Consider the following 21496-nt stretch of genomic DNA (forward strand, 5'->3'; position numbering starts at 1 on the left):
CAAGCACAGAAGAACGATAATTATGAATTCAAAATTGCACTACCTGTGCGCGCCCCTCGGAGACATTGCATGACCAGCTACGCCGACTTTCACCAACACTCCATTACCGAACGGGACACCTTCTGGGCCGAGCAGGCTCGCCTGATTGACTGGCAAACGCCACCCCAGCAAATTTGCGATTACAGCAACCCGCCCTTTGCGCGTTGGTTTGTTGGCGGCACCACCAATCTTTGCCACAACGCGGTGGACCGCCATTTGGCCACCCGCGCCGATCAAGCCGCATTGGTCGCTATTTCTACCGAAACCAACACCGAGCGCAGTTACAGCTTTGCCGAACTGCACCAAGAAGTGCAACGCATGGCCGCCAGCCTGCAAGCCTTGGGTGTGAAAAAAGGCGACCGCGTCCTGATTTACATGCCCATGATTGCCGAAGCCGCCTTTGCCATGCTGGCCTGCGTGCGTATCGGTGCCCTGCATTCGGTGGTGTTTGGTGGTTTTGCCGCTGGCTCTTTGGCTTCGCGCATTGAAGATGCCCAACCTGCGGCGGTGGTCAGTGCCGATGCCGGTTCGCGCGGTGGCAAAGTGGTGCCCTACAAGCCCCTGCTGGACGAAGCCATTAGCCTGTCTAGCCACAAACCCCCTGCCGTGTTGATGGTCAACCGGGGTTTATCGCCAATGGATTGGGTAGAAGGCCGCGACCAAGACTGGGCCAGCCTGCGCGCGCAGCACCTGAACACCCAAGTCCCTTGCGAATGGTTGGACTCCACCGAGCCTAGCTACACCCTCTATACCAGCGGCACTACCGGCAAGCCCAAGGGCGTACAACGCGATACCGGCGGCTACACCGTCGCACTGGCCGCCAGCATGAAGCACATTTTTGGTGCCGAAGCCGGTCAAACCTTCTTTGCCACCAGCGATATCGGCTGGGTGGTGGGCCACAGCTACATCATTTATGGCCCCCTGATTGCGGGCATGGCCACCATCATGTACGAAGGTCTGCCCACCCGCCCCGACGCGGGCATCTGGTGGAGCATTGTCGAAAAATACAAAGTCACGCACATGTTCTCGGCCCCCACCGCCGTGCGCGTACTGAAAAAGCAAGACCCAGCTTATCTGGCCAAATACGATGTCTCTAGCCTCAAAGCGCTGTGGCTGGCGGGTGAACCGCTGGATGAGCCTACCGCGCAGTGGATTAGCAGCTCGCTCAATGTGCCCATCATTGACAACTACTGGCAAACCGAAACCGGCTGGCCAATTCTCTCGCTGTGCAATGGCGTCGAGCAGCAAGTGACCCGCTTTGGCAGCCCCGGCAAGGCGGTCTATGGCTACAACGTCAAGCTGATTGATGAATCCACGGGTGAAGAACTCACCAGCCCGAACCAAAAAGGCGTGGTGGCGATTGAAGGCCCCCTGCCCCCCGGCTGTATGCAAACCGTTTGGCGCGACGACGACCGTTTCGTCAACACCTACTGGAAGAGCATTCCGGGCCGCCTGATTTACAGCACCTTTGACTGGGGCATCCGCGATGCCGATGGCTACCACTTCATTTTGGGCCGCACCGATGACGTGATTAACGTCGCTGGCCACCGCTTGGGCACGCGCGAGATTGAAGAGTGCATTGCTTCGCATTCCAACGTGGCCGAAGTGGCCGTGGTGGGCGTGGCCGACAACCTCAAGGGCCAAGTGGCTTTGGCCTTTGCCGTGCCACGCGATGCCAGCAGTTTGGGCGATGATGCAGCACGCAAAGCGCTGGAAACCGAGATCATGCAATTGGTCGACCACAACTTGGGCGCAGTAGCCCGACCTTCGCGTGTTTATTTGGTGGGCTTGCTGCCCAAAACCCGCAGTGGCAAACTGTTGCGCCGTGCCCTGCAAGCCGTGGCTGAAAAACGCGATCCGGGCGATTTGACCACCATGGAAGACCCCGCCGTACTGCAACAAGTGCGCGATTTGGTCGGTTCTTAATCGTTGTTGTGTTCGGCCTATTGCCACCGATTGCAATGGGCCGAACCAGCAAGCAGCCGCAATACCTTTTGTGTAGAAGGGATTGCGGCTTTTTTATTTGGTTTTTGATTTAGTCTTTGGGCCGGAAGCCAATTTCTAGCGTGGGTGGTACCCGGCCATCAATGTCGCGCGGTAGGCTTTCTGTTTTTTGCAGTGCGCGCAATACGGCGGTGTCCCAAGCCTTGTCGCCGCTGGATTGGATGAGTTTGCTGGCCACAATGGTGCCATCGGGGGCGGCGCGCACCTCGACCACGGCGCGCGGGTTGCCCGCCACATCGTCCGGATAAACAATATTGGGCTTGACCTTGGCCGCCACCTTGCCGCCATAGCTGGCCGAAGGGCCACCGATACCGCTGCTGTTGCCCCCCCGGCCACCACTGCCACTGCCGCCGGTGTTGGGGCCACCACTGCGTTGGGCGTTGCCTTGGGCATCGTCGCCACCGCTGGCCCCGGCCAAGGCTTGCATACGGCGCAGGTTTTCTTGCCGACGGGCTTCAGCGGCTTTGGCCTGTGCCTGCTCTTGGGCTTGGCGTTTCTTTTCTTCGGCTTGTTTTTGTTTTTCTTGTTCGCGCCGCTCTTGCTCGCGTTCTTTGGCCTGTTCTTTTTCGCGCGCTTGGCGTTCAGCCGCTTCTTTTTCTTTACGTTCTTTCTCGCGCGCCGCTTTTTGTGCTTTTTCCTTAGCTTCTTGTTCTACCTTGTCTTTTTCTTTTTCTCTTTCTTTCTCTTTCTCTTTCTCTTTTTGCAGGCGCTCTTTCTTCTCTTTTTCTAGGCGCTCTTGGCGTTCACGCTCAGCTTCTTTGCGCTCTTTCTCGCGTTCTTTGGCTTTTTCTTTCTCGCGTTCTTTTTCGCGCTCGCGTTCACGCTCTAATTGGCGTTGCTGCTCTTGTTCTTTCTTTTCTTTTTCTAGGCGCTTTTTCTCGCGTTCAATGGCGATGTCGGCCTCGCGGCTATCGGCCACAGCGGCACGGGGTGGCGGCGGCGGGGGCAAGCTAGGCGCTGGGGGAGGCGGTGCTGGAGGCAAAGGCGCAGGGGCTGGTGGTACCTCTGTGGGGGTTGGAGGCTGTGGCGGAGGTGGCGGCAACGCCGGAGCAGCTTGCTGGGGCAAGGCCGCCCACAATTCCGCCTGCACCGAGCCGCTGTCTTCTTCGCTGGCTTTCCAACTCACGCCCCACGTCAGGGCAGCTACCAACACGCCGTGCGCCAGCACCGCCAAGGCAATGGCGCGCAAGCGCCCCGGTGGCTTTGGCGGGGCAAACTGCTCACGCTCAGGATGGTGCATAGGCATGGTAGCGTGCGTAGGCAATGGCGTGGCGGCGTTTAGCCACCACCTTGTTTAACCGACAGCCCCACGCGCTGTACCCCGGCTTTTTGCAAGGCACTCATGGCCTTGACCACTGCTTCGTAGGAGACGGTTTTTTCGGCCGCGATGATGACGGCGGCGCTGCCTTCCGGTTGGCTTTGTTGCCACGCTAAGGCGGCAGCGGCAGCTTCTTTTTCGGTCACACTGCGGGTGTTGCCATCGGTGGAGAGTTGCAATAAACCCTCTTTGCCCACCACCACGGTGGCAAACTTGACCGGCTGCTTATTGGCCTTGCCCACGGTAGGCACATCCACCATACCGGGGGTTAGCATGGGGGCAGTTACCATAAAAATGATGAGCAGCACCAGCATCACATCAATGAACGGCACCATATTGATTTCGTTCATGGTGCGGCGGCCACGTCCGCGTGAAGCAATGGCAGGCATAGCGTGTTTCCTTGGCTGATTTAATGGCCCGAAGCCGAAGACACGGGCTGCGCCCCTAAATTGCGCTGCAAGATGTTAGAAAACTCCTCGATAAAGGTTTCTAATTGGTTGCCTACCCGGTCGCAATTGTGGGCAAAACGGTTGTAGGCCACCACCGCCGGAATCGCGGCAAACAGGCCCAGTGCCGTAGCCACCAGTGCCTCGGCAATGCCCGGCGCCACGGTAGCCAGCGTCACTTGCTCCATCCCCGCAAAGCCAGTAAAGGCGTGCATGATGCCCCACACCGTGCCAAACAGCCCCACATAAGGCGACACCGAGGCCACCGACCCCAAAAACGATAGGCTCGATTCGACCACATCCATCTCGCGCTGAAAGCTGGCACGCATGGCACGGCGCGCTCCATCGAGTAGCACGCCGGGGTCTGTAATGCGGCGCTCGCGCAGTTTTTGGAACTCGCGCATTCCGCTGGCAAAAATGCGCTCCATCGGGCCGCCATTTTTGGCATTTTGCGCCGCGCTGGCGTACAAATCGTTCAGGCTGGTGCCCGACCAAAAATCGCGCTCAAAATCTTCGTTCAGCGTTTTGACCCGTTTTAAGGCAAACAACTTGCGAAAGATGGCCGCCCAACTGGCCACCGACACCGTCAACAGCAGCAGCATGACCAATTGCACCACCCAACTGGCATGAAGCACCAGATTGAGGATGGACATATCTTGGGAGTTCATCAGAAACTAGCTCCGGTTTGAAACCTCCCCCTTCAGGGGGATAGAATTCGTTTGGGAAAGGGGTAACCTTTTCCAAAGTCGCCCCGCTAGGGGTGTGGATTGAAACATGGTGAAATTTTTTCCAGAAGGGGGCCGGGGATTCTGGTGGGGCGCATTGTTTGGGCATCAACCCAGCCAATACGCACCGTGGCAGCACTGAGCAGTTGGGCAGACGCATCGGGCGTGCTGCCACGCAAAAAGGCTTCTTGCAACAGGGTTAGAGAGGCACGCCCGGCTGCTTGCAGTTGGGCCGTAACCACCAAGGCATCATCGAGCCGCGCCGGGGCCAGATAGCGCAGTTGCATCTCGCTTACGACAAACAGGCCACCGATTTGCACGCGCAAAGTCTGTTGCTCAAGGCCCAAACTGCGTAGCCATTCGGTGCGCGCACGTTCAAAAAACTTCAGGTAGTTGGCATGAAAGACAATGCCCCCGGCATCGGTGTCTTCCCAATAGATGCGAATAGGCAACTGAAATGTGGTAGCCATGAGATGCCAAGGTGCCGGGTTGCCCGTGTCAGGCTTCTGCGCTCGGTGCTGGGGCCACGGCCGCGTTTTTGCTGCGTATGTGGCCTGCGGCGCTGTCTGCGGCGACTTCGGCGGCGCGCAGTTGCGGCGCCAAACCACTGAGTACGCCGTTGACGTATTTGTGGCCATCGGTGCCGCCAAACTCTTTCGCCAACTCGATGCACTCGTTAATCACCACGCGCCAAGGCACATCGTTGCAGTGTTGGAACTCGTAAGCACCAATCCACATCACGGCGTGTTCAATCGGCGAGATGTCGGCCAGCTTGCGGTCGAGCAGTGGGCTAATCAAGGCATCCAAATCAGCAGCAGTGGTAATACTGCCGTGCAGCAAGGCGCTGTAATGGGCGGCATCGGCCTTGTGAAAACCCGACAAATCGCGCGTAAAGCTGTCAATGGCCTCGGCAGCATTGCCGCCTACCAAATGTTGGTACAGCGCTTGCAAAGCAAACTCGCGCGCCCGGCTGCGGCCCGATTTAGAGGTGGTTTTGCGCGCACCGGGGGCTGGACGTGCAGCGCGTGCGGGACGTGGCGTGGTTTTAGGGGGAGCGTCGCTCATGCCAATGCCTCCAACAGGCAGGCCATTTCTACCGCCACGCGCGCGGCATCGCTGCCTTTTTCGGTTTGGCGTGCAATCGCCTGCTCTAGGTTTTCGGTGGTGAGGATGGCGTTGGCAATCGGCAGGTGGTAATCTTGCGACACACGGGTCACGCCCGCGCCGGACTCGTTGGCCACCAGTTCAAAATGGTAGGTTTCACCCCGGATAATGCAGCCCAAGGCAATCAGGGCATCAAATTCTTCCCGGTCGGCCAAGGCTTGCAAGGCCAGAGGCACTTCTAAGGCACCGGGCACCGACACCTGGGTGATATTTTCTGGTGCCACCCCCAGCGCCAGCAATTCGGCATGGCAGGCCGCCGCCAAGGCGTTGGTAATGCCTTCGTTAAAACGCGCTTGCACAATGCCAATGTGCAGCTTGCTGCCGTCTAAGCGCGGAGCGCTGCCTTTGTCTGCGTGGAGCATGTTGTTTATTCCTTGGGGATGTAGCCGGTAATTTCGAGACCATAGCCGGTCATGCTGGGCAAGCGCCGTGGCTGGCCCATGAGTTTCATTTTGTGGACACCACATTCGCGCAAAATTTGCGCTCCAATGCCGTAGGTACGCAAATCCATGCGTCCACGCTCTGGCGCTTGGGCCGAGCGCGCTGTGCCTTCAAATTGGGCCAGCAGCTGGTTGGCGCTTTCGCCACAGTTGAGCAACACGGCCACGCCCTTGCCCTGCTGATGCAAATAGGCCAAGCTGGTGTCTAACCCCCACGAGTGCATGGAGCGGTTGACCTCCAAGGCATCTAACACCGACAGCGGCTCGTGTACGCGCACTGGCACCACATCGTCGGAGGCCCATGCGCCCTTGACCAAAGCCAAATGCACGGCTTGGCTGGGCTGGTCGCGGTAGGCGTGGGCGGTAAATTCGCCAAAGGCCGTTTGCAGGGTGCGCGTACCAATTTTTTCTACCAGCGACTCGTGGCGGCTACGGTATTGAATCAAATCGGCAATCGTGCCAATTTTCAGGCCATGCTCAGCGGCAAACAATTGCAAATCGGGCAGACGGGCCATCGTGCCATCGTCTTTCATGATTTCGCAAATCACGGCGCTGGGGCTGCAATCAGCCATAGCGGCCAAATCGCAACCAGCTTCGGTATGGCCTGCGCGCATCAGCACACCGCCATCCACGGCTTGCAGCGGGAAGATGTGGCCGGGCTGCACCAAATCAGTGGGCTGGCTGGTTTTGGCCACCGCCACCTGCACGGTGCGGGCGCGGTCGGCAGCAGAAATGCCGGTGGTCACGCCTTCTGCCGCTTCAATCGACACGGTAAAAGCGGTGCTATACACGGTGCCGTTGCGCGCCGCCATCGGGGGCAGCTTGAGAAACTCGCAGCGCTCGCGCGTCAGGGTCAGGCAAATCAGACCCCGCCCAAAACGGGCCATAAAGTTGATGGCTTCCGGGGTGACATGGTCGGCGGCCAGCACCAAATCACCTTCATTTTCGCGGTCTTCTTCGTCCACCAAAATGACCATGCGTCCGGCGCGCATTTCGGCCACGATGTCTTGTACCGGCGAGATAGGTACGGGGCTGAGGGGGGTGTTCATGAGGAGGAGGCTTTCGTTGCTAGGCCGTAGCTTGGGGCGCAACGCAGGCCCCCGGTGCTGGCATTGGGCGCTGTTGGCCCGCAAACACCCCAAAGAACACACGTTGCAGCGCCGCTGCAAAGCGGGCCAACCCTGTTGGCACAGGCTGGTCCAAAAAGAAGCCATTTTAGCGCTGCCTGAAAAGCTTTTGCGCGCTCAAGGTGGCTGGATGGCTTAGATGCTTGACATTTCTAACACCACATCCGAAACGGGATGCGCCACGCAGGGCAGCACACAGCCGCTGGCGCGCTCCTCGGGGGTGAGACCGGGCCAGTCGATGCTGTAACGCACTTGGCCCTCGGCCAACTGTCCGATGCAAGTGCGGCAGCTGCCATTGCGGCAGGAACTGGGCCAGTCTATGCCGCCTTGCTCTAGCGAGACTAGCAAGGGCTGCTCGGGCCAAGCATCACATTGCTGGCCGTCGGGGGCGGTGCGGGCAATAAAAAAAGGGCTGATGGCGGGTGCAGTGCTGGAGTTCATGAGTGATTAAAAATTAGGCAATTTGTCAGTGGCCTTGGTATATCAACCACTTAGCTGGTATTTGGCAGCGTTTTACAGAGTTATCCACAGTGTTGTCCCAAAATTTAAGGGATAACCCTAGGCAAGCGCACAGTGTAGGCTTATCGACATGGCATTCACGGGGTGTTGGCCTAGACGTGCTAAGTTCGACCCCGTTTTCAAAAAAAATTCCAACATCTATGAGTACCTTACAACAACGTATCGCCCAGCAATTTGCGGCCCGTTTAACAGGCATTCGTCGGGGCATAGAAAAAGAAGGCTTGCGCGTCTTGCCCACCGGCAGCTTGGCCCTGACCCCCCATCCGCTGGCGCTGGGGGCCACCCTGACGCACCCCCACATCACTACCGATTACAGCGAATCGCAAATTGAATTGATTACCGGGGCGCACCAAGGGGTGCAAGATTGCTTGGACGAGCTGACGCACATCCACCAATTTGTGCTGCGTACTTTGCAGGCCGAAAGCCAAGAAATGCTCTGGGTATCGAGTATGCCCTGCGGGCTGCCCACCGACGAAACCATTCCGTTGGCGCGCTTTGGCAGCTCTAACGTGGGGCGGGCTAAAAGCGTTTATCGCATGGGGCTGGGGCACCGCTATGGCCGCCGGATGCAAACCATCTCTGGCTTGCACTACAACTGGTCGTTGCCGGGCGTGGGCAGTGAAGAATATTTTGCACTGATTCGCAATTTTCGCCGCCATGCGTTTGTGCTGCTGTACCTGTTTGGTGCTTCGCCCGCCGTGTGTCCGTGCTTTGTAGAAGGGCGCGAACACCGTTTGCAAACCTTGGGCGAGAGTGGACAATCTTTGTACCTGCCTTACGCTACCTCGTTGCGTATGGGGCGGCTGGGCTACCAAAGCGATGCCCAAGCCTCGTTGGCAGTGAGTTACAACGGCTTAGAGGGCTATGCCAATAGCCTGCACGAAGCCCTGACGCAACCTTACCCCGCTTACGAGGCCGTGGGTATCCGCAACCCCGGTGGCGATTACAACCAACTGGGCACCAGCTTGTTGCAGATTGAAAACGAGTTTTACGGCACCATCCGGCCCAAGCGCACCGTGCATAGCGGCGAGCGCCCCTTGCACGCCCTGCGCGAGCGCGGCGTGGAGTATGTCGAAGTGCGCTTGATGGATTTAGACCCGTTTGAACCCGTGGGCATTGCCGCACAGACCATGCGCTTTTTAGACATCTTCTTACTGCACTGCCTACTGACCGACAGCCCGCCCGATACCCCCGACGAAATCGAACAACTCAAGCGCAACCAACACCGCGCCGCCGAGCAAGGCCGGGAGCCGGGCTTGCAGTTGGAGCGCATGGGCCAACCGGTGGCTTTGCGCGATTGGGCGGCAGAGATTTTGGCCGAGTGCAGCCCGGTGGCCGAGGCATTGGATGCCGCCCACGGCACACAAGATTACAGCGCGTCATTGGCAGCGGCACGCCAACAATTCCAGCAACCCGCACACACCCCCTCGGCACGGGTATTGCATGCGATGGCCCAAGCAGCAGGCCACAGCTTTAGCGCTTTTGCCCTGCAACAGTCGATACAAGCGCGTGATGCGGTGCTGGCATTGCCTTGGAGTGCAGCCCAACAGGCGTATTTTGAGGCTTTGGCCGCACAATCGCTGGCAGAAAAAAAAGCGCTGGAAGCCGCAGACACGCTGCCGTTTGAGGATTGGCGCCAACGCTATATAGACCCGAGCGAATTGGGTTGACTTATTGCGGCAGGGTATAGCCCTGCTCTTGCACCATTTGCACCAAGGCATCGGCTACCTCGGGGTCGTAAATGCTGCCCCGGCCACGCACAATTTCGGCCAAGGCTACATCTAGGCCCAAGGCCGGGCGATAAGGCCGGTCGGCGGCCATGGATTCCAGCACATCGGCCACTGCCAGCACGCGCGCCTCGGGCATAATTTGCTCGCCGCGCAGGCGCTGTGGATAGCCGGTGCCGTCCATGCGCTCGTGGTGCTGGCGGATAATGTCGGCCACTGGCAGCGGAAAATGCACATCCTTCAAAATTTCATAGCCGGTTTGGGCGTGGCATTTGACGATTTCCATTTCCAAATCGCTCAGGCGGCCGGGCTTGGTCAGGATTTCAGCTGGTACGGCAATTTTGCCAATATCATGCACCAAACCGACCAGCTCTAGCATGGCGCAGCGCTCTTCCTGCCAGCCCAAATGCCGGGCAATCGCGCCAGCAATCAGGCCGACGCGCCGCTCGTGCCCGGCGGTGTAGGGGTCGCGCATTTCTACCATATTTGACACCGCCTGCAAGGTGGCTTTCATGGAGTCTTCTAATTGGCGCACATAGCTGGCAATTTGCGCTTCGGCCCGTTGGCGCTCCGTTTCGTCTTGGGCCATAACGATGGTGGCTTCTTGGCCATCGTCCCAAATGATTTGGTTGGCATTTAATCCCAGTTGGATAATGCTGCCATCTTTGCGTCGCATGGGCACGCTGTAAGCAACGTTGCGCTCGCCGCTTTCTAAGCGCTGCCATGCCGTTTGGATGCGCGCCCGGTTGCCGGCATCCTCGGTGGTGAAATTCAAAATATCATGGCCCAACAATTCTTGGGCGCTCCAGCCTATCATTTCGCAATAACTGGGGTTGACGTAGATAATGCAGCCACCCCGGCGCACATAAATCCCGCTGATGGTTTGCTCAATCATATTGCGAAAGCGGGTTTCGCTCTCTAACAGGGTGCGCTGGCTATGCCGAATTTCACTTAAATCCGTCCAAGCAATAATGGCATCGTCGCCCACTTGGGCCATTGTGCCTTGGGCAATGCGGGTGCTGCCATCTTTGCAGCGCAATAGCAACTCGGGCGATTCAATCGGGCGGCCTTGGCCGGTTTGTTTTAAACCCTGCTCCCAATGCTGGCGTAGCTGCTGGCACGTGGCTGCATCGGGGTAGGCTTGCTCAAACCAAGCCTCCATCGTGGGGATGTCTTGTGGTGTGTAGCCTAGCCACTGCTGAAACGCTTGGTTCAGGGTGCGTAGCTCGCCCGTGGCCACGCTGTAAATTTGCATTGGCGAGGGTGAGGCATTGAATAGCTCGCTAAAGCGCTGCTCCGATTGGCTGGCTTGCGCTTGGGCAGTACGCAGGTGCTGGGCATTGCTGAAGTTATGCAAAGCAAAGGATAAATCCGAGGCCATCTCGTTGAGCAACAGCATTTCGTCGTGCTCAAACAGGTTGTGCTGGCTGGCATACAGGCCAAAGACACCCAGCAATTGGCCATCGTAAAACAGTGGCAGCAGCGCCCGCTGCCAAATATGTTGCTGGTGCAGAAAATTCAGCCACGTATCGCTTCCAGCGGGTACGTCATAAACCCGTATTTCACCATCGACCAAACCAGGGAGCAAGGTTTGGATGGTGCTGTCGGGCTGTTCTATCACCTGTTGCAGGATGGGTAGCAAGTTGGATGGCACGCCGTGGGTGCAAACCAATTGCAAGGGCTGGCCCGGTGCCGGGTGCAGTGCCAAAAACAGCATTGGGAAGGTGCCGTGGGCAATTAAACCTTGGTAGAGGCGCTCTAGTAGCTCATCGCGGTTTTGCGAATAAACCACCGCGCGGTTGGTGGTGCTGAGCAGCTCGTACAAATTGGACAAGCGCTGCACCTTCTCGGCGGCTTGAATGCGCTCGATGCAATCGACAATTTGCTGCACCACGCTATCGAGCAGCGGTTTTTCTTCATCCAAAAAATGCGGTTGCGCCGTGGCTGCTTGGGTGGGTGCCGGGTACCAAACCAGCAAGCGCCCTTGGTCTTGACCATTGACATGCAGGCTGCGCGTTTGTTGCACCGCAGGCAAGGGCGTGGGCAAGGGGCTACCAAAATTGCCCCAAGCGCTTTCGATGCTGACCTGTAGTTGCTGTGGATGCAAAAAAGCCGCTGGCAACAATTGAGGCACCCCGTCGAGCATTTGGGGCAGTTGCAGGCCGGGGGTTTCTATCAGCTGGGCAATGGCGTGCAGGCAGCGCAGTTCTTTGATGCGTTCGCCCAAGTTAAATACCAAGGCTTCGCGCTCGGCCATGAGGTGCTGGCGCTCGGTGATGTCACGCACCACTTGGACGTAGCCACGGGCCTCGCCCGGAAAATGCAACGCTGCCAAGCTGCACTCTAATAAGCGCCACTGCGCGCCAGCGCCACAGGCCAGCTCGATATGGAAGTTCTCTGGTTGGGCGGCTAAGCGCTGGCAGACCGGACAATCGGCAACAGCCACGCTGGCATCGTGGAACAGTGTATGGCTAGACTGGCCTATCAGCGCTGCTGCATCTTGCTGGCAATGGCGCGCAGCGGCCTGATTGGCTTGCCGAATCTGCCCTTGGCTGTCAATGACCAAAGTGGGGTCGGGCACGGCCTCGTAGGTGCTGGCGGTGCGGGCCAAAACGCTAAAGGGTTCGCGCAGGGTGGTGTGTACCAGCGCTAAATAAACATGCCAATAGGCAAAAATTTTGAGCAGGTGGCCAATCAGGTTGGCACTGGCATAGACGCTGACATAGCGGGTAAACGCAAATTCTGCCGCAATCAACAAACCCACCGCCAACAGCAAATTGACCAAAAGCGGCTGTGACATAAAACGGCGATAGCGCCAAAACAGGGCCATCGCCACGGCCATCACGGCAATGATGGCGTATTCGGTATAAATTTTGAAGGCTGTCAGGCCTTGGTCGTCGATGTAGGCATCTGGAAAATAGCCACTGGCCACCAGCAACATCGACAACGTAGCCGCACTGCCAAAACCCAGATGCAGCCACACTACGCCCACCCGGCGTAGCAACAGCAGCGGCGCTGTCAGTAACACCAAGGCTTGCAAGCCACGCGCTGCCAACCAAAGTTGGGTGGCGGGGTTGGCGCTGTCCACTGGCAAGAGCTGCATACCCTTAAAGGCCAGTAAGTGGGTCAAATCAATCGCCCCGCACCAGCCTATGCCCACGGCCATATAGACGACAAAATGGTTGCGCGTAAAGCGCAACGAAGTGGCGGCCACCACCATCGCCACTGCCCCAATCACGATAGAGAACAGTTCGGCCAGCGCATGGGACAGCAGGTAATTGACCTCTGCCGCCAGCCCACACACCAAGGCCATCAGGGATGGCACCAGCACACTCTGTAACACGCGCTCCCAGGGGCTAGGCGGGTGCAAGGTGTCAGGGTGAAGGGACAAAGGCTGGGTCATGGTGCGATTATCCCGAACATACGCTAAAAAATAGCCGTTTGGCCGCCAGTGCAGCACAATTCGGGCTGTTTGCATTTTGGGGTCGTCTGTGGCGGCCTTGTATCGTCTATGTCTTTGTTTCGTGTGGCTGGCTTGGCCAAGGTGGGCCTGTGTTTGCGTATGGTGCGCCCCGGTTTTTTGGTGATTACGGCGGTCGCCTGTGTGCTGGGGCTGGCCTCGGCGGCGTATGCCGGGGTAGTGCTGTCGGCAAACAAGGCTTGGGCGACGGTGTTGTTGGCCTTGCTGGCCCATGCGGCGGCCAATGTACTCAATGACCACGAAGATGCGCGCAACGGTGCCGATGCGGCCAATACGCAGGGTTTGTTTCCGTTCACCGGTGGCTCGCGCCTGATTCAAACCGGGGTGGTGCAACTGCAAGACACACGCCGCTTGGCGCTGTGGCTGCTAGCCTTGCTGGTGCCGGGCGGTTTGTGGCTGGCCTACCAGAGCGGGGCCGGTTTGCTGGCGCTGGGCTTGGCCGGGGTGTTTTTGGGCTGGGCCTATTCTGCCCCACCGCTGGCACTGATGTGCCGTGGTTTAGGCGAGTTGGCGGTAGCGCTGGCGTGGGCGCTGATGGTGTTGGGGGCAGATTATGTGCAGCGCGGCCATTTTGCTGCTTTGCCGGTGTGGGTCTCGCTGGGTTATGGGCTACTGATTGCCAATATCTTGGTGGGCAACGCCTTTCCGGATGCCGCCGCTGATGCGCTGGTCGGTAAACGCACGTTGGCGGTGCGCCTAGGCTGGCAGGCTGCTGCTCGGTTGTACGGGCTGCTGGCCTTGCTGGCCCATGCGGGTGTGCTGCTGCTGGTGTTGCTGCACCAGCTGCCGCTGGCGGCCAGCACTGCCTTGTTGGCGGCACCGTTGGCGCTGGGTGCTGCGGTGCAATTAGGGCGTTATGGCAACCAGCCTGCACGCCTACGCCCGGCCTTGGTACTGGGCATTGCCGCTGCGGTGCTGCATGGCTTGGCGTTGGCGGCGGGCTTGTACTACCACGCCATTTGAGCAACCCCACATATGAGCACTGCCACGGTGGCGGCTTTGCCGCTCTTCTTTTCTCTCTGAAAGTCTTTCTCCCATGTCTATCCAATGGTTTCCCGGTCACATGCACCTGACGCGCAAGGCGATTGCCGAGCGCATCAAAGATATTGATGTGGTGATTGAAGTATTGGACGCACGCCTACCCGGCTCTAGCGCCAATCCGCTGCTGGCCGAACTGACCGGCCACAAACCCACGCTCAAGGTACTCAACAAGCAAGATGTGGCCGACCCCGCCCGCACCGCCCTGTGGTTAGACTGGTACAACGCCCAACACGCTACCGCCGCCGTGCCGCTGGATGCCTCTGACCCCGCGCCAGCGCGCAAACTGATTGAGGCTTGCCATCGTTTAGCCCCCAACCGAGGCGGACTGGCCAAGCCGATGCGCGTGCTGATTTGTGGTGTGCCCAATGTGGGCAAATCCACGCTGATTAACACCCTGAGCAACAAACGCCAAGCCAAAACCGGCGACGAAGCGGGCATCACCAAGCTAGAGCAACGCATCACGCTGGCCGATGATTTTTACCTCTGGGACACCCCCGGCATGTTGTGGCCGCGCATCAGCGTGGTCGAGAGCGGCTACAACCTGGCCGCCAGCGGTGCCGTAGGGCGCAATGCCTACGATGAAGAACTGGTGGTGCTAGAGCTACTGCGCCGCTTGCAAGCCCACTACGGGCCACTGCTGCAAGCGCGCTACAAACTGGCCCTGCCCGATGCCACGGTGGCCGCTATGCGCGATGATGAATTGCTAGAAGCAATTGGCCGCAAACGCGGGGCCATGCTGGGCGGTGGCCGGGTCAACCTGCAAAAAGCCGCCGAGATTGTATTGACGGACTTTAGAACCGCCATTTTGGGCCGCATCACACTAGAGACCCCGCCCGAATTTGAAGCCTGGCGCGCCGCTGCTGCGCTGCAAGATGCCGAGCGCGAGGCCAAAAAGCAAGCCCGTAGCGACAAAAAAAAGGGGCGCAAAGCCCCCGAAGCAACCTAAAGCAACCTGAAATAGGCTGCGCTGCAAAAGCGCTTATTTGTTCTTGTCCTTGCCGCGTGGCATCACCGTAGTGACGGGCGGCATGGGCCGGTCTGAGCCGGAAGGTGCTTTAGGCAGCGAAGTGTCTTTTTTAGGCTTTTTGGCCATTTTGTTGTTGTGCGTTTGTCCCTTAGCCATATGTTTCTCCGTAGCGGTCTCGGAATGGGACCAGAAGCCGCAATGGTATGCGTAAAGCGTATTCTGTGCTGGGCTAGAACGCGGTATCTTCAATAGCTATGTCTGCTGCTCCTTTATCTCCCGACCATGTTGGCGGCGTTGTACCCGCCCCTGAGTCTTATGCCGAACAGTTTGGCGTGCCCGATGCGGGCTGGCGCAAAAGCCTGCATACCGTGGTGTTCCGCTCGGATACCCCAGCGGGCCTGTGGTTTGACAAAATTTTGATTTTTTTGATTGTTACCAGCGTCTTGGTGGTAGTGATTGAAAGCATGGAAACCCTGCCTGCGTGGCTGCACCAAGTATTGGGGCAGGCCGAGCTGGTGTTTACTGCGCTGTTCACGCTCGAATACATCGCTCGCCTGCTGTGCGTGCGGCGGCCTTGGCGCTATGCGCGCAGTTTTTTTGGCATCATTGATTTGCTCTCCATCTTGCCCACCTATTTGGCGGTGTTTTTTCCGGGTCTGCACGTCCTGATTGATGTACGCATACTGCGCTTGCTGCGCGTGTTTCGTATTTTTAAGCTCACGGCCTTTGTCACAGAATACCAAGCCTTGGGGGGTGCGCTGGGGGCCAGTTGGCGCAAAATTATGGTGTTTTTATCCGTGGTGCTGATGATTGTGCTGGTGATGGGCACGCTGATGTACGTGATAGAAGGCCCAGCGCACGGTTTTACCAACATCCCTACCGCCATCTATTGGGCCATCACCACCATGACCACGGTCGGCTTTGGCGACATCACCCCAAAAACCGATTTGGGGCGCTTGATTGCCTCGCTCATGATGCTGCTGGGCTGGGGCACGCTGGCGGTGCCCACCGGCATTGTGACGGCTGAGATGAGCTGGCAGCGGCGCATCCACGAACTGCCCGGTTTGCAAATTCCCTGCCCCGATTGCGGCAGCCGTGACCACAGCCTGCACGCCCAGTATTGCCAGCATTGCGGCACACTGTTGTCAGCGCCAGCCAAGGCACAGGGGGGCGACAATGGCGCACCATGAAAAAACCAATTCTCCCCCTGCAATTGTTGGTGGCTCCAGCGCTGGATGACCCCCGTCCTTTAATCCTGTACCACGGCCGCCGCTGCCCCGATGGCTTGGGCGCGGCCTTGGCGGCTTGGCTGTATTACGGCGGCCAAGCCGAATTGGTCGGGCTAGACCACGGTGACGTACAAAGTTTGGCCGATTTACCCCCTGTGGCCGGACGGGCAGTGTATATCTTGGATTTTTCCTTCACTGCCGAAATTTTGCGTGGCATTGAGGAACAAGCGGCCAAACTGGTGTTGCTAGACCACCACAAGAGCGCCGCCGAAAAACTCACCGGCTTTAGCTGCCGCTGTGGCGTGGTCCACTTTGACATGCACAAGTCTGGCGCGCGCTTGGCGTGGGAGTTTTTCCATCCCGACAAGCCAATTCCCGATTTACTGCGTTACATCGAAGACCGCGACATCTGGAAATGGGAGTTTCCCGAAAGCGCCGCCTTTTTGTCGGCCTTGGACATGGAGCCGCAAACCTTCGAGCGCTGGCAAGAAATTGCCAAGTTGGATGCAACCCAGCAAGCCGCTTTTGTCGCCCGTGGCACAGCGATGGATGAAAAATACCGCAAGCTGTGCGCTGATTTGGCCGAAAACGCCCAACCTATCGTTTTTAACGGCATCAGTGGCCTGATGGTGAACGTTCCGGGCGTATTCCACAGCTTGGTGGGCGACATCTTGGCGCGCAAATCGGGCACCTTTGCCCTGATGTGGAGCGCCGGAGAAAAGGGCGTGAAGGTCGGTTTGCGCTCGCGCAGTGAGTTCAACTGCATCCCACTGGCCGAGAGCATGGGCGGCGGCGGCCACGCCCAAGCCTGTGGTTTCCGCATGGGGGCAGAGCGCTTGGGCGAGCTGCTCAGTGGCCAGTTTGAGGCCCAAGCCAGCGCTTAAAGCAGCGCCTACTGCCAAAACTGGACTGGCACAGGGGGACAAAATTATAGCCCCGCTGTGCTAAAGCAGTGTTGGCGGCCCACTGCCTTTTTTTTGGGCAAAGTGTAGCGCGCTAGTATGGGTGCGGGTTTGCGCGCTACCGACAGGGGTTTCCCACAGAGTTATCCACAGTTTTTGGGTACAACTGAAAAACTTTTTTATCTCCTATATGAAGTTCATATAGTAAGCGGCTATACTTCGCTTCCTATATGAATTTCACTTTGCGCGTCCCACTCAATGCCTCACCGGAGCAGGTGCTGCGCCTGCAAGCCTTGCAGCAAGGTTTTGCCCAGGTGTGCAATGCTTTGGCACCGCTGGTGCAGCAAACCCGCATCTGGAACCGGGTGGCACTGCACCATTTGACCTATCGGCAATTGCGCGAACGCTTCCCCGAGATGGGCTCGCAAATGGTGTGCAACGCCATTTATTCGGTTTCGCGCAGTTGTCGGCTGGTGTTTCAGCACCCCAGTAGCCCGTTCCATTTAGACCGTCTGGGTGACAAGCCTTTGCCACTGCTGCGCTTTGCCGATACCTGCCCGGTGTACTTTGACCGCCACACCCTCAGCCTCAAAGGTGGGCAGTTGTCGATGTTTACCTTGGATGGCCGAATGCGCTTTCAATTGGCCTTGCGCCCCGAAGACGAAGCAACATTCCATGCCCACAAATTGCGCGAGATTGTGCTGGCGCGTCGCGCCGATGGCATTTATGAATTGTCTTTTGTGCTGTCAGACCCAGACCAACCCGCCAGTGCCAGCAGCGCAATCAGCGTAGATGCCGAAATTCCTGAATATGTGATGGTTGAACAAACAGATGAACCCCAACAAACCCCCGTCTGAATTGCGTAAGGCTTTGGCCGATTTACGCCCCTATTTTGTCCGCGCTGGCTGGTTCAGCTTGCTATCGAGTTTGCTGGTATTGGCCCCATCGGGCTACATGCTCGAAGTCTATGACCGGGTGGTCAACAGCCGCAGCCACATGACGCTGTGGATGCTCACGCTGCTGGTGCTGGGCGTGTATGTGGTGATGGAAGTGCTGGAATGGGCGCGCGCCGAGATGTTGCGCGCCGCCAGCGTCGAGTTAGACCAGCGCCTGTCCGGGCGTATCTTCCGCGCCGTGTTTGAGGCCAACCTCAAGCGCATCCAAGGCGGAAATCAACAACCTTTTAATGACTTTAAACAGGTGCGCGAGTTCCTCTACTCGCCTGCCCTGTTGGCGATGATGGAAGCGCCGGTGTCCATCGTCTTTTTGGTGTTGCTGTTTTTGATTAGCCCGGTGCTGGGCTGGTCTTCAGTGGCGTTTTCGGTGGTGCTTACCTTGGTGGGCTGGTTGAACGAGCGCAGCACCAAACCACCACTCATGGCCGCCAACCGCAGCGCGATGGCCGCGCAGCAATACGCCGATGGCTCTTTGCGTAATGCCCAAGTGATTGAATCTATGGGCATGTTGCGCGACATCCACGCCCGTTGGATGAGCAAGCAGCGCGAGTTTCTCAATTTGCAAGCCAAAGCCTCCGAAAGCGCGGGCGGCTACCAAGCCGTCTCTAAGATGTTGCAAAACGTCCTTAGCTCCCTGTTGCTCGGCTTGGCCTGCTGGTTGCTGCTGCACAACAGCCTCAACGGTGGCGATGCCATGTTGATTATTGCCTCGGTACTGGGTGGCCGTGTGTTGGCCCCGCTGGTGCAAGTGGTGACGCAATGGCAAAGCGTGGTCAATGTGCGTGCCTCGTGGGAACGGCTAGAGCAACTGCTAGAGGCCATCCCAGCACGCCCCGAAAACATGGCCCTACCCGCCCCGCGCGGCTTGCTGCAAGTCGAGCAGCTCATGGCCGGTGCGCCGGGCGCTGGCAACAACAGCATCCTCAAAGGGGTGGCCTTCGCTTTAGCCCCCGGCGAGGTGCTGGCGGTGGTGGGACCTTCGGCTTCGGGCAAAACCACGTTGGCGCGGTTGCTGGTGGGTTTGTGGCCTGCGGCGATGGGCAAGGTGCGCTTGGATGGTGTCGATGTGTTTGCCTGGGACAAGGCCGAACTCGGCCCCCATGTCGGCTACCTGCCGCAAGGCATTGAGTTGTTTGATGGTTCTTTGGCCGAAAACATCGCCCGCTTTGGCGAGGTGGACATGGCCAAGGTCGAAGCCGCTGCCCGTGCCGTCGGTTTGCATGAATTCATCATGGCACTGCCGCAAGGCTATGACAGCTCCGTCGGACGCGAAGGGGCCATGCTCTCGGGTGGCCAGCGCCAGCGCGTCGGTTTGGCACGGGCCATTTATGGCGACCCGGTGTTTGTGGTGTTGGATGAACCCAACTCCAGCTTGGACGAAGAGGGCGATGCCGCCTTGGCGCGCGCCATTGCCGGCCTCAAAGCGCGTGGCACCACCTTTGTCGTGATGACACACCGCACCAGCGTGCTGGCGGTGGCCGACAAGATGTTGATTTTGCGCGACGGCCAAGTCCAAGCCTTTGGCCCACGCGACGAGGTGTTGGCCGCGCTACAAAAAGCCGCCCAGCAACAACAAGCCCCAGCGCAAGCGCGCCCGGCCAATGCCGTAGTCACAGCCGCCTGAGCGATGGCAATGGAAACCACTTTATGAGCAAGCCTTCTTTTTTCCAACGCAGCGAACTGACGCAGGTGCTGTGGAGCTTTCGCCGCGAGTTCCTCACGGTGGGCATTTTTAGCATGGTGGCCAACCTGCTCATGCTCTCGCCCACGCTCTACATGCTGCAAGTCTATGACCGGGTCATGTCCAGCCGCAGCGAACTGACGCTGCTGGCCATGTCCTTGATTACGCTGTTTTTCTTTTGCATCATGGCCTTTGCCGAATGGATGCGCTCGCGCGTGTTGGTGCGTGCTGGGGTGCAACTGGATTCGGCTTTGGGCACGCGCGTGTTCAATGCCAGTTTTGAATCGTACTTAGGCCAATCCAGCAGCGGCCCAGCGCGCGCCTTTAACGACTTGATTCAAATTCGGCAATTTATTACCGGCAATGGTATTTTTGCCTTCTTTGATGCGCCTTGGGCTCCGATCTACATTGCCGTACTGTTTTTCTTGCACCCCATGCTGGGCTGGCTGTCGATTGGCTTTGCCTTGGTACAGATGGCGCTGGCTTGGTTTGGCCACCGCCGCATGGTCGAGCCATCGGAAGAAGCCTCTAAAGCCACGTCAGAGACCAGCGCCTACCTGCAAAGCAAATTACGCAATGCCGAGGTGCTGGAGTCTATGGGCATGGTGCATAACCTGCATCCCCATTGGGCGCAGCGCCACCAAAAATCTTTGGCCTTGCAATCGCGCGCCCAATCGCTCACGCACCGCATGACCGCTTGGAGCAAATTTATCCGCTATTCGCAGCAATCGCTGTCTTTGGGTGCTGGTGCGTTGTTGGTGATTGACGGCCAAATCTCGCCCGGTGCCATGATTGCCGCCAACGTGCTCATGACGCGGGCTTTATCGCCGATTGACATGATGGTCAGCACTTGGCGTGCCTTTATTAGTGCCAAAGCCTCGTTTGAACGCCTCGAAACCCTGTTGCGCGACTACCCCGAGCGTGACCCGGCCCTGTCGCGTGTGGCCCCTCAAGGTGCTTTGACTTTGCGCGATGTGGTGGCCAGCGCCCCCGGACGCAAAACCCCGATTCTCAAGGGCATCAGCACCTCGGTAGAGGCCGGCACCGTGACGGTGGTGTTAGGCCCCTCGGGTTCGGGCAAATCCACACTGGCACGCACGATGGTCGGGATTTGGCCGAACGTGTCGGGCGAAGTGCTACTCGATGGCCTGCCCATCGACGGCTGGGAACGCACCGAGCTGGGGCCGTACTTGGGCTACTTGCCGCAAGACATTGAACTGTTTGAAGGCACGATTGCCGAGAACATCGCCCGCTTTGGCAAGGTTGACTCGGACAAAGTCATTACCGCTGCCCGCAGCGCCGGTTTGCACGAGATGATTTTGCGCTTTCCCAAGGGCTACGACACCCCGATTGGCGAAGCCGGGGGCTTGCTCTCGGGCGGACAGCGCCAGCGTGTTGGTTTGGCACGCGCCATTTATGGCAACCCGGTGCTGGTCGTGCTAGACGAGCCTAACGCCAACTTGGACGATGTGGGCGAGGCCGCTTTGGTACGCACCGTGCAGGGCCTGAAACAAGCGGGCTGCACCGTGTTCCTGATTACCCACCGCCCCGGCATTTTGGCCGTGGCCGACCGGCTGCTGATTTTGCGCGATGGCCAAGTGCAGGCCGACGGCCCGCGTGACCAAGTCTTGGCCGCTTTGCGTGCCGCAGCGCCAGCAGCACCGCAACCCGGCAACGCCGTGGCGGTACAGCCCGCCTAAGCCTTCCCCCTCTTTTTTCCCTATACGGTC

General features: G+C 58.5%; 19 protein-coding genes. 9 read left to right on the forward strand and 10 right to left on the reverse strand.

Annotated elements, in window-relative coordinates; translation table 11 throughout:
- Nucleotides 1-33: 33 nt before the first annotated feature.
- A complete protein-coding gene (locus PHX60_RS07525; RefSeq protein WP_300076531.1) occupies nucleotides 34-1965 on the forward strand; it encodes a propionate--CoA ligase in 1932 nt (643 codons plus the stop codon).
- A gap of 109 nt (nucleotides 1966-2074) precedes the next feature.
- Here the strand turns inward: PHX60_RS07525 and tolA are convergent, their stop codons facing one another.
- The 8 genes from tolA to PHX60_RS07565 all read right to left on the reverse strand — a co-directional run bounded on the left by tolA (nucleotide 2075) and on the right by PHX60_RS07565 (nucleotide 7704).
- Nucleotides 2075-3289, reverse strand: a complete 1215-nt coding sequence (tolA, locus tag PHX60_RS07530) for a cell envelope integrity protein TolA (protein ID WP_300076391.1) — start codon at nucleotides 3287-3289, stop codon at nucleotides 2075-2077.
- Between the two features lie 32 nt (nucleotides 3290-3321).
- On the reverse strand, nucleotides 3322-3750 hold the full coding sequence (locus PHX60_RS07535) for a biopolymer transporter ExbD (RefSeq protein WP_300076392.1): 429 nt from the start codon (nucleotides 3748-3750) through the stop codon (nucleotides 3322-3324).
- Between the two features lie 20 nt (nucleotides 3751-3770).
- Nucleotides 3771-4475 (reverse strand): protein TolQ, encoded by a 705-nt coding sequence (gene tolQ / locus PHX60_RS07540; RefSeq protein ID WP_300076393.1) that lies wholly within the window; start codon nucleotides 4473-4475, stop codon nucleotides 3771-3773.
- Nucleotides 4476-4561: 86 nt separating this feature from the next.
- Nucleotides 4562-5002: a tol-pal system-associated acyl-CoA thioesterase gene (gene ybgC, locus PHX60_RS07545; RefSeq protein WP_300076394.1), complete on the reverse strand. Its 441-nt coding sequence runs from the start codon at nucleotides 5000-5002 to the stop codon at nucleotides 4562-4564.
- Nucleotides 5003-5030: 28 nt separating this feature from the next.
- Entirely contained in the window at nucleotides 5031-5597 is a 567-nt protein-coding gene (gene nusB / locus PHX60_RS07550) for a transcription antitermination factor NusB (protein WP_300076395.1), read from the reverse strand.
- On the reverse strand, nucleotides 5594-6058 hold the full coding sequence (ribH, locus tag PHX60_RS07555) for a 6,7-dimethyl-8-ribityllumazine synthase (RefSeq protein ID WP_300076396.1): 465 nt from the start codon (nucleotides 6056-6058) through the stop codon (nucleotides 5594-5596). Before ribH ends, nusB begins: the two co-directional genes overlap by 4 nt.
- Before the next feature lie 5 nt (nucleotides 6059-6063).
- Nucleotides 6064-7185, reverse strand: a complete 1122-nt coding sequence (gene ribBA / locus PHX60_RS07560; protein WP_300076533.1) for a bifunctional 3,4-dihydroxy-2-butanone-4-phosphate synthase/GTP cyclohydrolase II — start codon at nucleotides 7183-7185, stop codon at nucleotides 6064-6066.
- 213 nt (nucleotides 7186-7398) lie between these two features.
- A complete protein-coding gene (locus tag PHX60_RS07565) occupies nucleotides 7399-7704 on the reverse strand; it encodes a 2Fe-2S iron-sulfur cluster-binding protein (RefSeq protein WP_300076397.1) in 306 nt (101 codons plus the stop codon).
- A 218-nt stretch (nucleotides 7705-7922) separates the two neighbouring features.
- Here PHX60_RS07565 and gshA point away from each other — a divergent pair, with 218 nt between their 5' ends.
- A complete protein-coding gene (gshA, locus tag PHX60_RS07570; RefSeq protein WP_300076398.1) occupies nucleotides 7923-9452 on the forward strand; it encodes a glutamate--cysteine ligase in 1530 nt (509 codons plus the stop codon).
- Between the two features lies 1 nt (nucleotide 9453).
- On the opposite strand, the gene PHX60_RS07575 is transcribed toward gshA, so the two are convergent.
- Nucleotides 9454-12912, reverse strand: coding sequence for an MASE3 domain-containing protein (locus PHX60_RS07575; protein ID WP_300076399.1), 3459 nt, complete (start codon nucleotides 12910-12912; stop codon nucleotides 9454-9456).
- Between the two features lie 108 nt (nucleotides 12913-13020).
- Here PHX60_RS07575 and PHX60_RS07580 point away from each other — a divergent pair, with 108 nt between their 5' ends.
- Nucleotides 13021-13953 carry a prenyltransferase gene (locus PHX60_RS07580; protein ID WP_300076400.1) on the forward strand — a complete coding sequence of 311 codons (933 nt, stop codon included), beginning with the start codon at nucleotides 13021-13023 and terminating at the stop codon, nucleotides 13951-13953.
- Nucleotides 13954-14026: 73 nt separating this feature from the next.
- Entirely contained in the window at nucleotides 14027-14977 is a 951-nt protein-coding gene (gene ylqF, locus PHX60_RS07585) for a ribosome biogenesis GTPase YlqF (protein ID WP_300076401.1), read from the forward strand.
- Nucleotides 14978-15010: 33 nt separating this feature from the next.
- On the opposite strand, the gene PHX60_RS07590 is transcribed toward ylqF, so the two are convergent.
- The gene (locus tag PHX60_RS07590; protein ID WP_300076402.1) at nucleotides 15011-15154 is read right to left on the reverse strand and encodes a hypothetical protein; all 144 of its coding nucleotides are present in this window, start codon (nucleotides 15152-15154) and stop codon (nucleotides 15011-15013) included.
- Nucleotides 15155-15252: 98 nt separating this feature from the next.
- On the opposite strand from PHX60_RS07590, the gene PHX60_RS07595 reads away from it, so the two are divergent.
- The 5 genes from PHX60_RS07595 (at nucleotide 15253) to PHX60_RS07615 (ending at nucleotide 21466) form a co-directional block, all read left to right on the forward strand.
- Nucleotides 15253-16188, forward strand: coding sequence for an ion transporter (locus PHX60_RS07595; protein ID WP_300076403.1), 936 nt, complete (start codon nucleotides 15253-15255; stop codon nucleotides 16186-16188).
- Nucleotides 16185-17111 (forward strand): DHHA1 domain-containing protein, encoded by a 927-nt coding sequence (locus PHX60_RS07600; RefSeq protein WP_300076404.1) that lies wholly within the window; start codon nucleotides 16185-16187, stop codon nucleotides 17109-17111. The genes PHX60_RS07595 and PHX60_RS07600 overlap by 4 nt, the downstream gene beginning before the upstream one ends.
- 248 nt (nucleotides 17112-17359) lie before the next feature.
- Nucleotides 17360-17986, forward strand: coding sequence for a hypothetical protein (locus PHX60_RS07605; protein ID WP_300076405.1), 627 nt, complete (start codon nucleotides 17360-17362; stop codon nucleotides 17984-17986).
- Nucleotides 17961-19709, forward strand: coding sequence for a type I secretion system permease/ATPase (locus PHX60_RS07610; protein WP_300076406.1), 1749 nt, complete (start codon nucleotides 17961-17963; stop codon nucleotides 19707-19709). The genes PHX60_RS07605 and PHX60_RS07610 overlap by 26 nt, the downstream gene beginning before the upstream one ends.
- 23 nt (nucleotides 19710-19732) lie before the next feature.
- Nucleotides 19733-21466, forward strand: coding sequence for a type I secretion system permease/ATPase (locus PHX60_RS07615; protein WP_300076407.1), 1734 nt, complete (start codon nucleotides 19733-19735; stop codon nucleotides 21464-21466).
- The last annotated feature ends 30 nt before the right edge of the window (nucleotides 21467-21496 follow it).

The organism is Giesbergeria sp. (assembly GCF_028686475.1).
Taxonomy (GTDB): domain Bacteria; phylum Pseudomonadota; class Gammaproteobacteria; order Burkholderiales; family Burkholderiaceae_C; genus Simplicispira.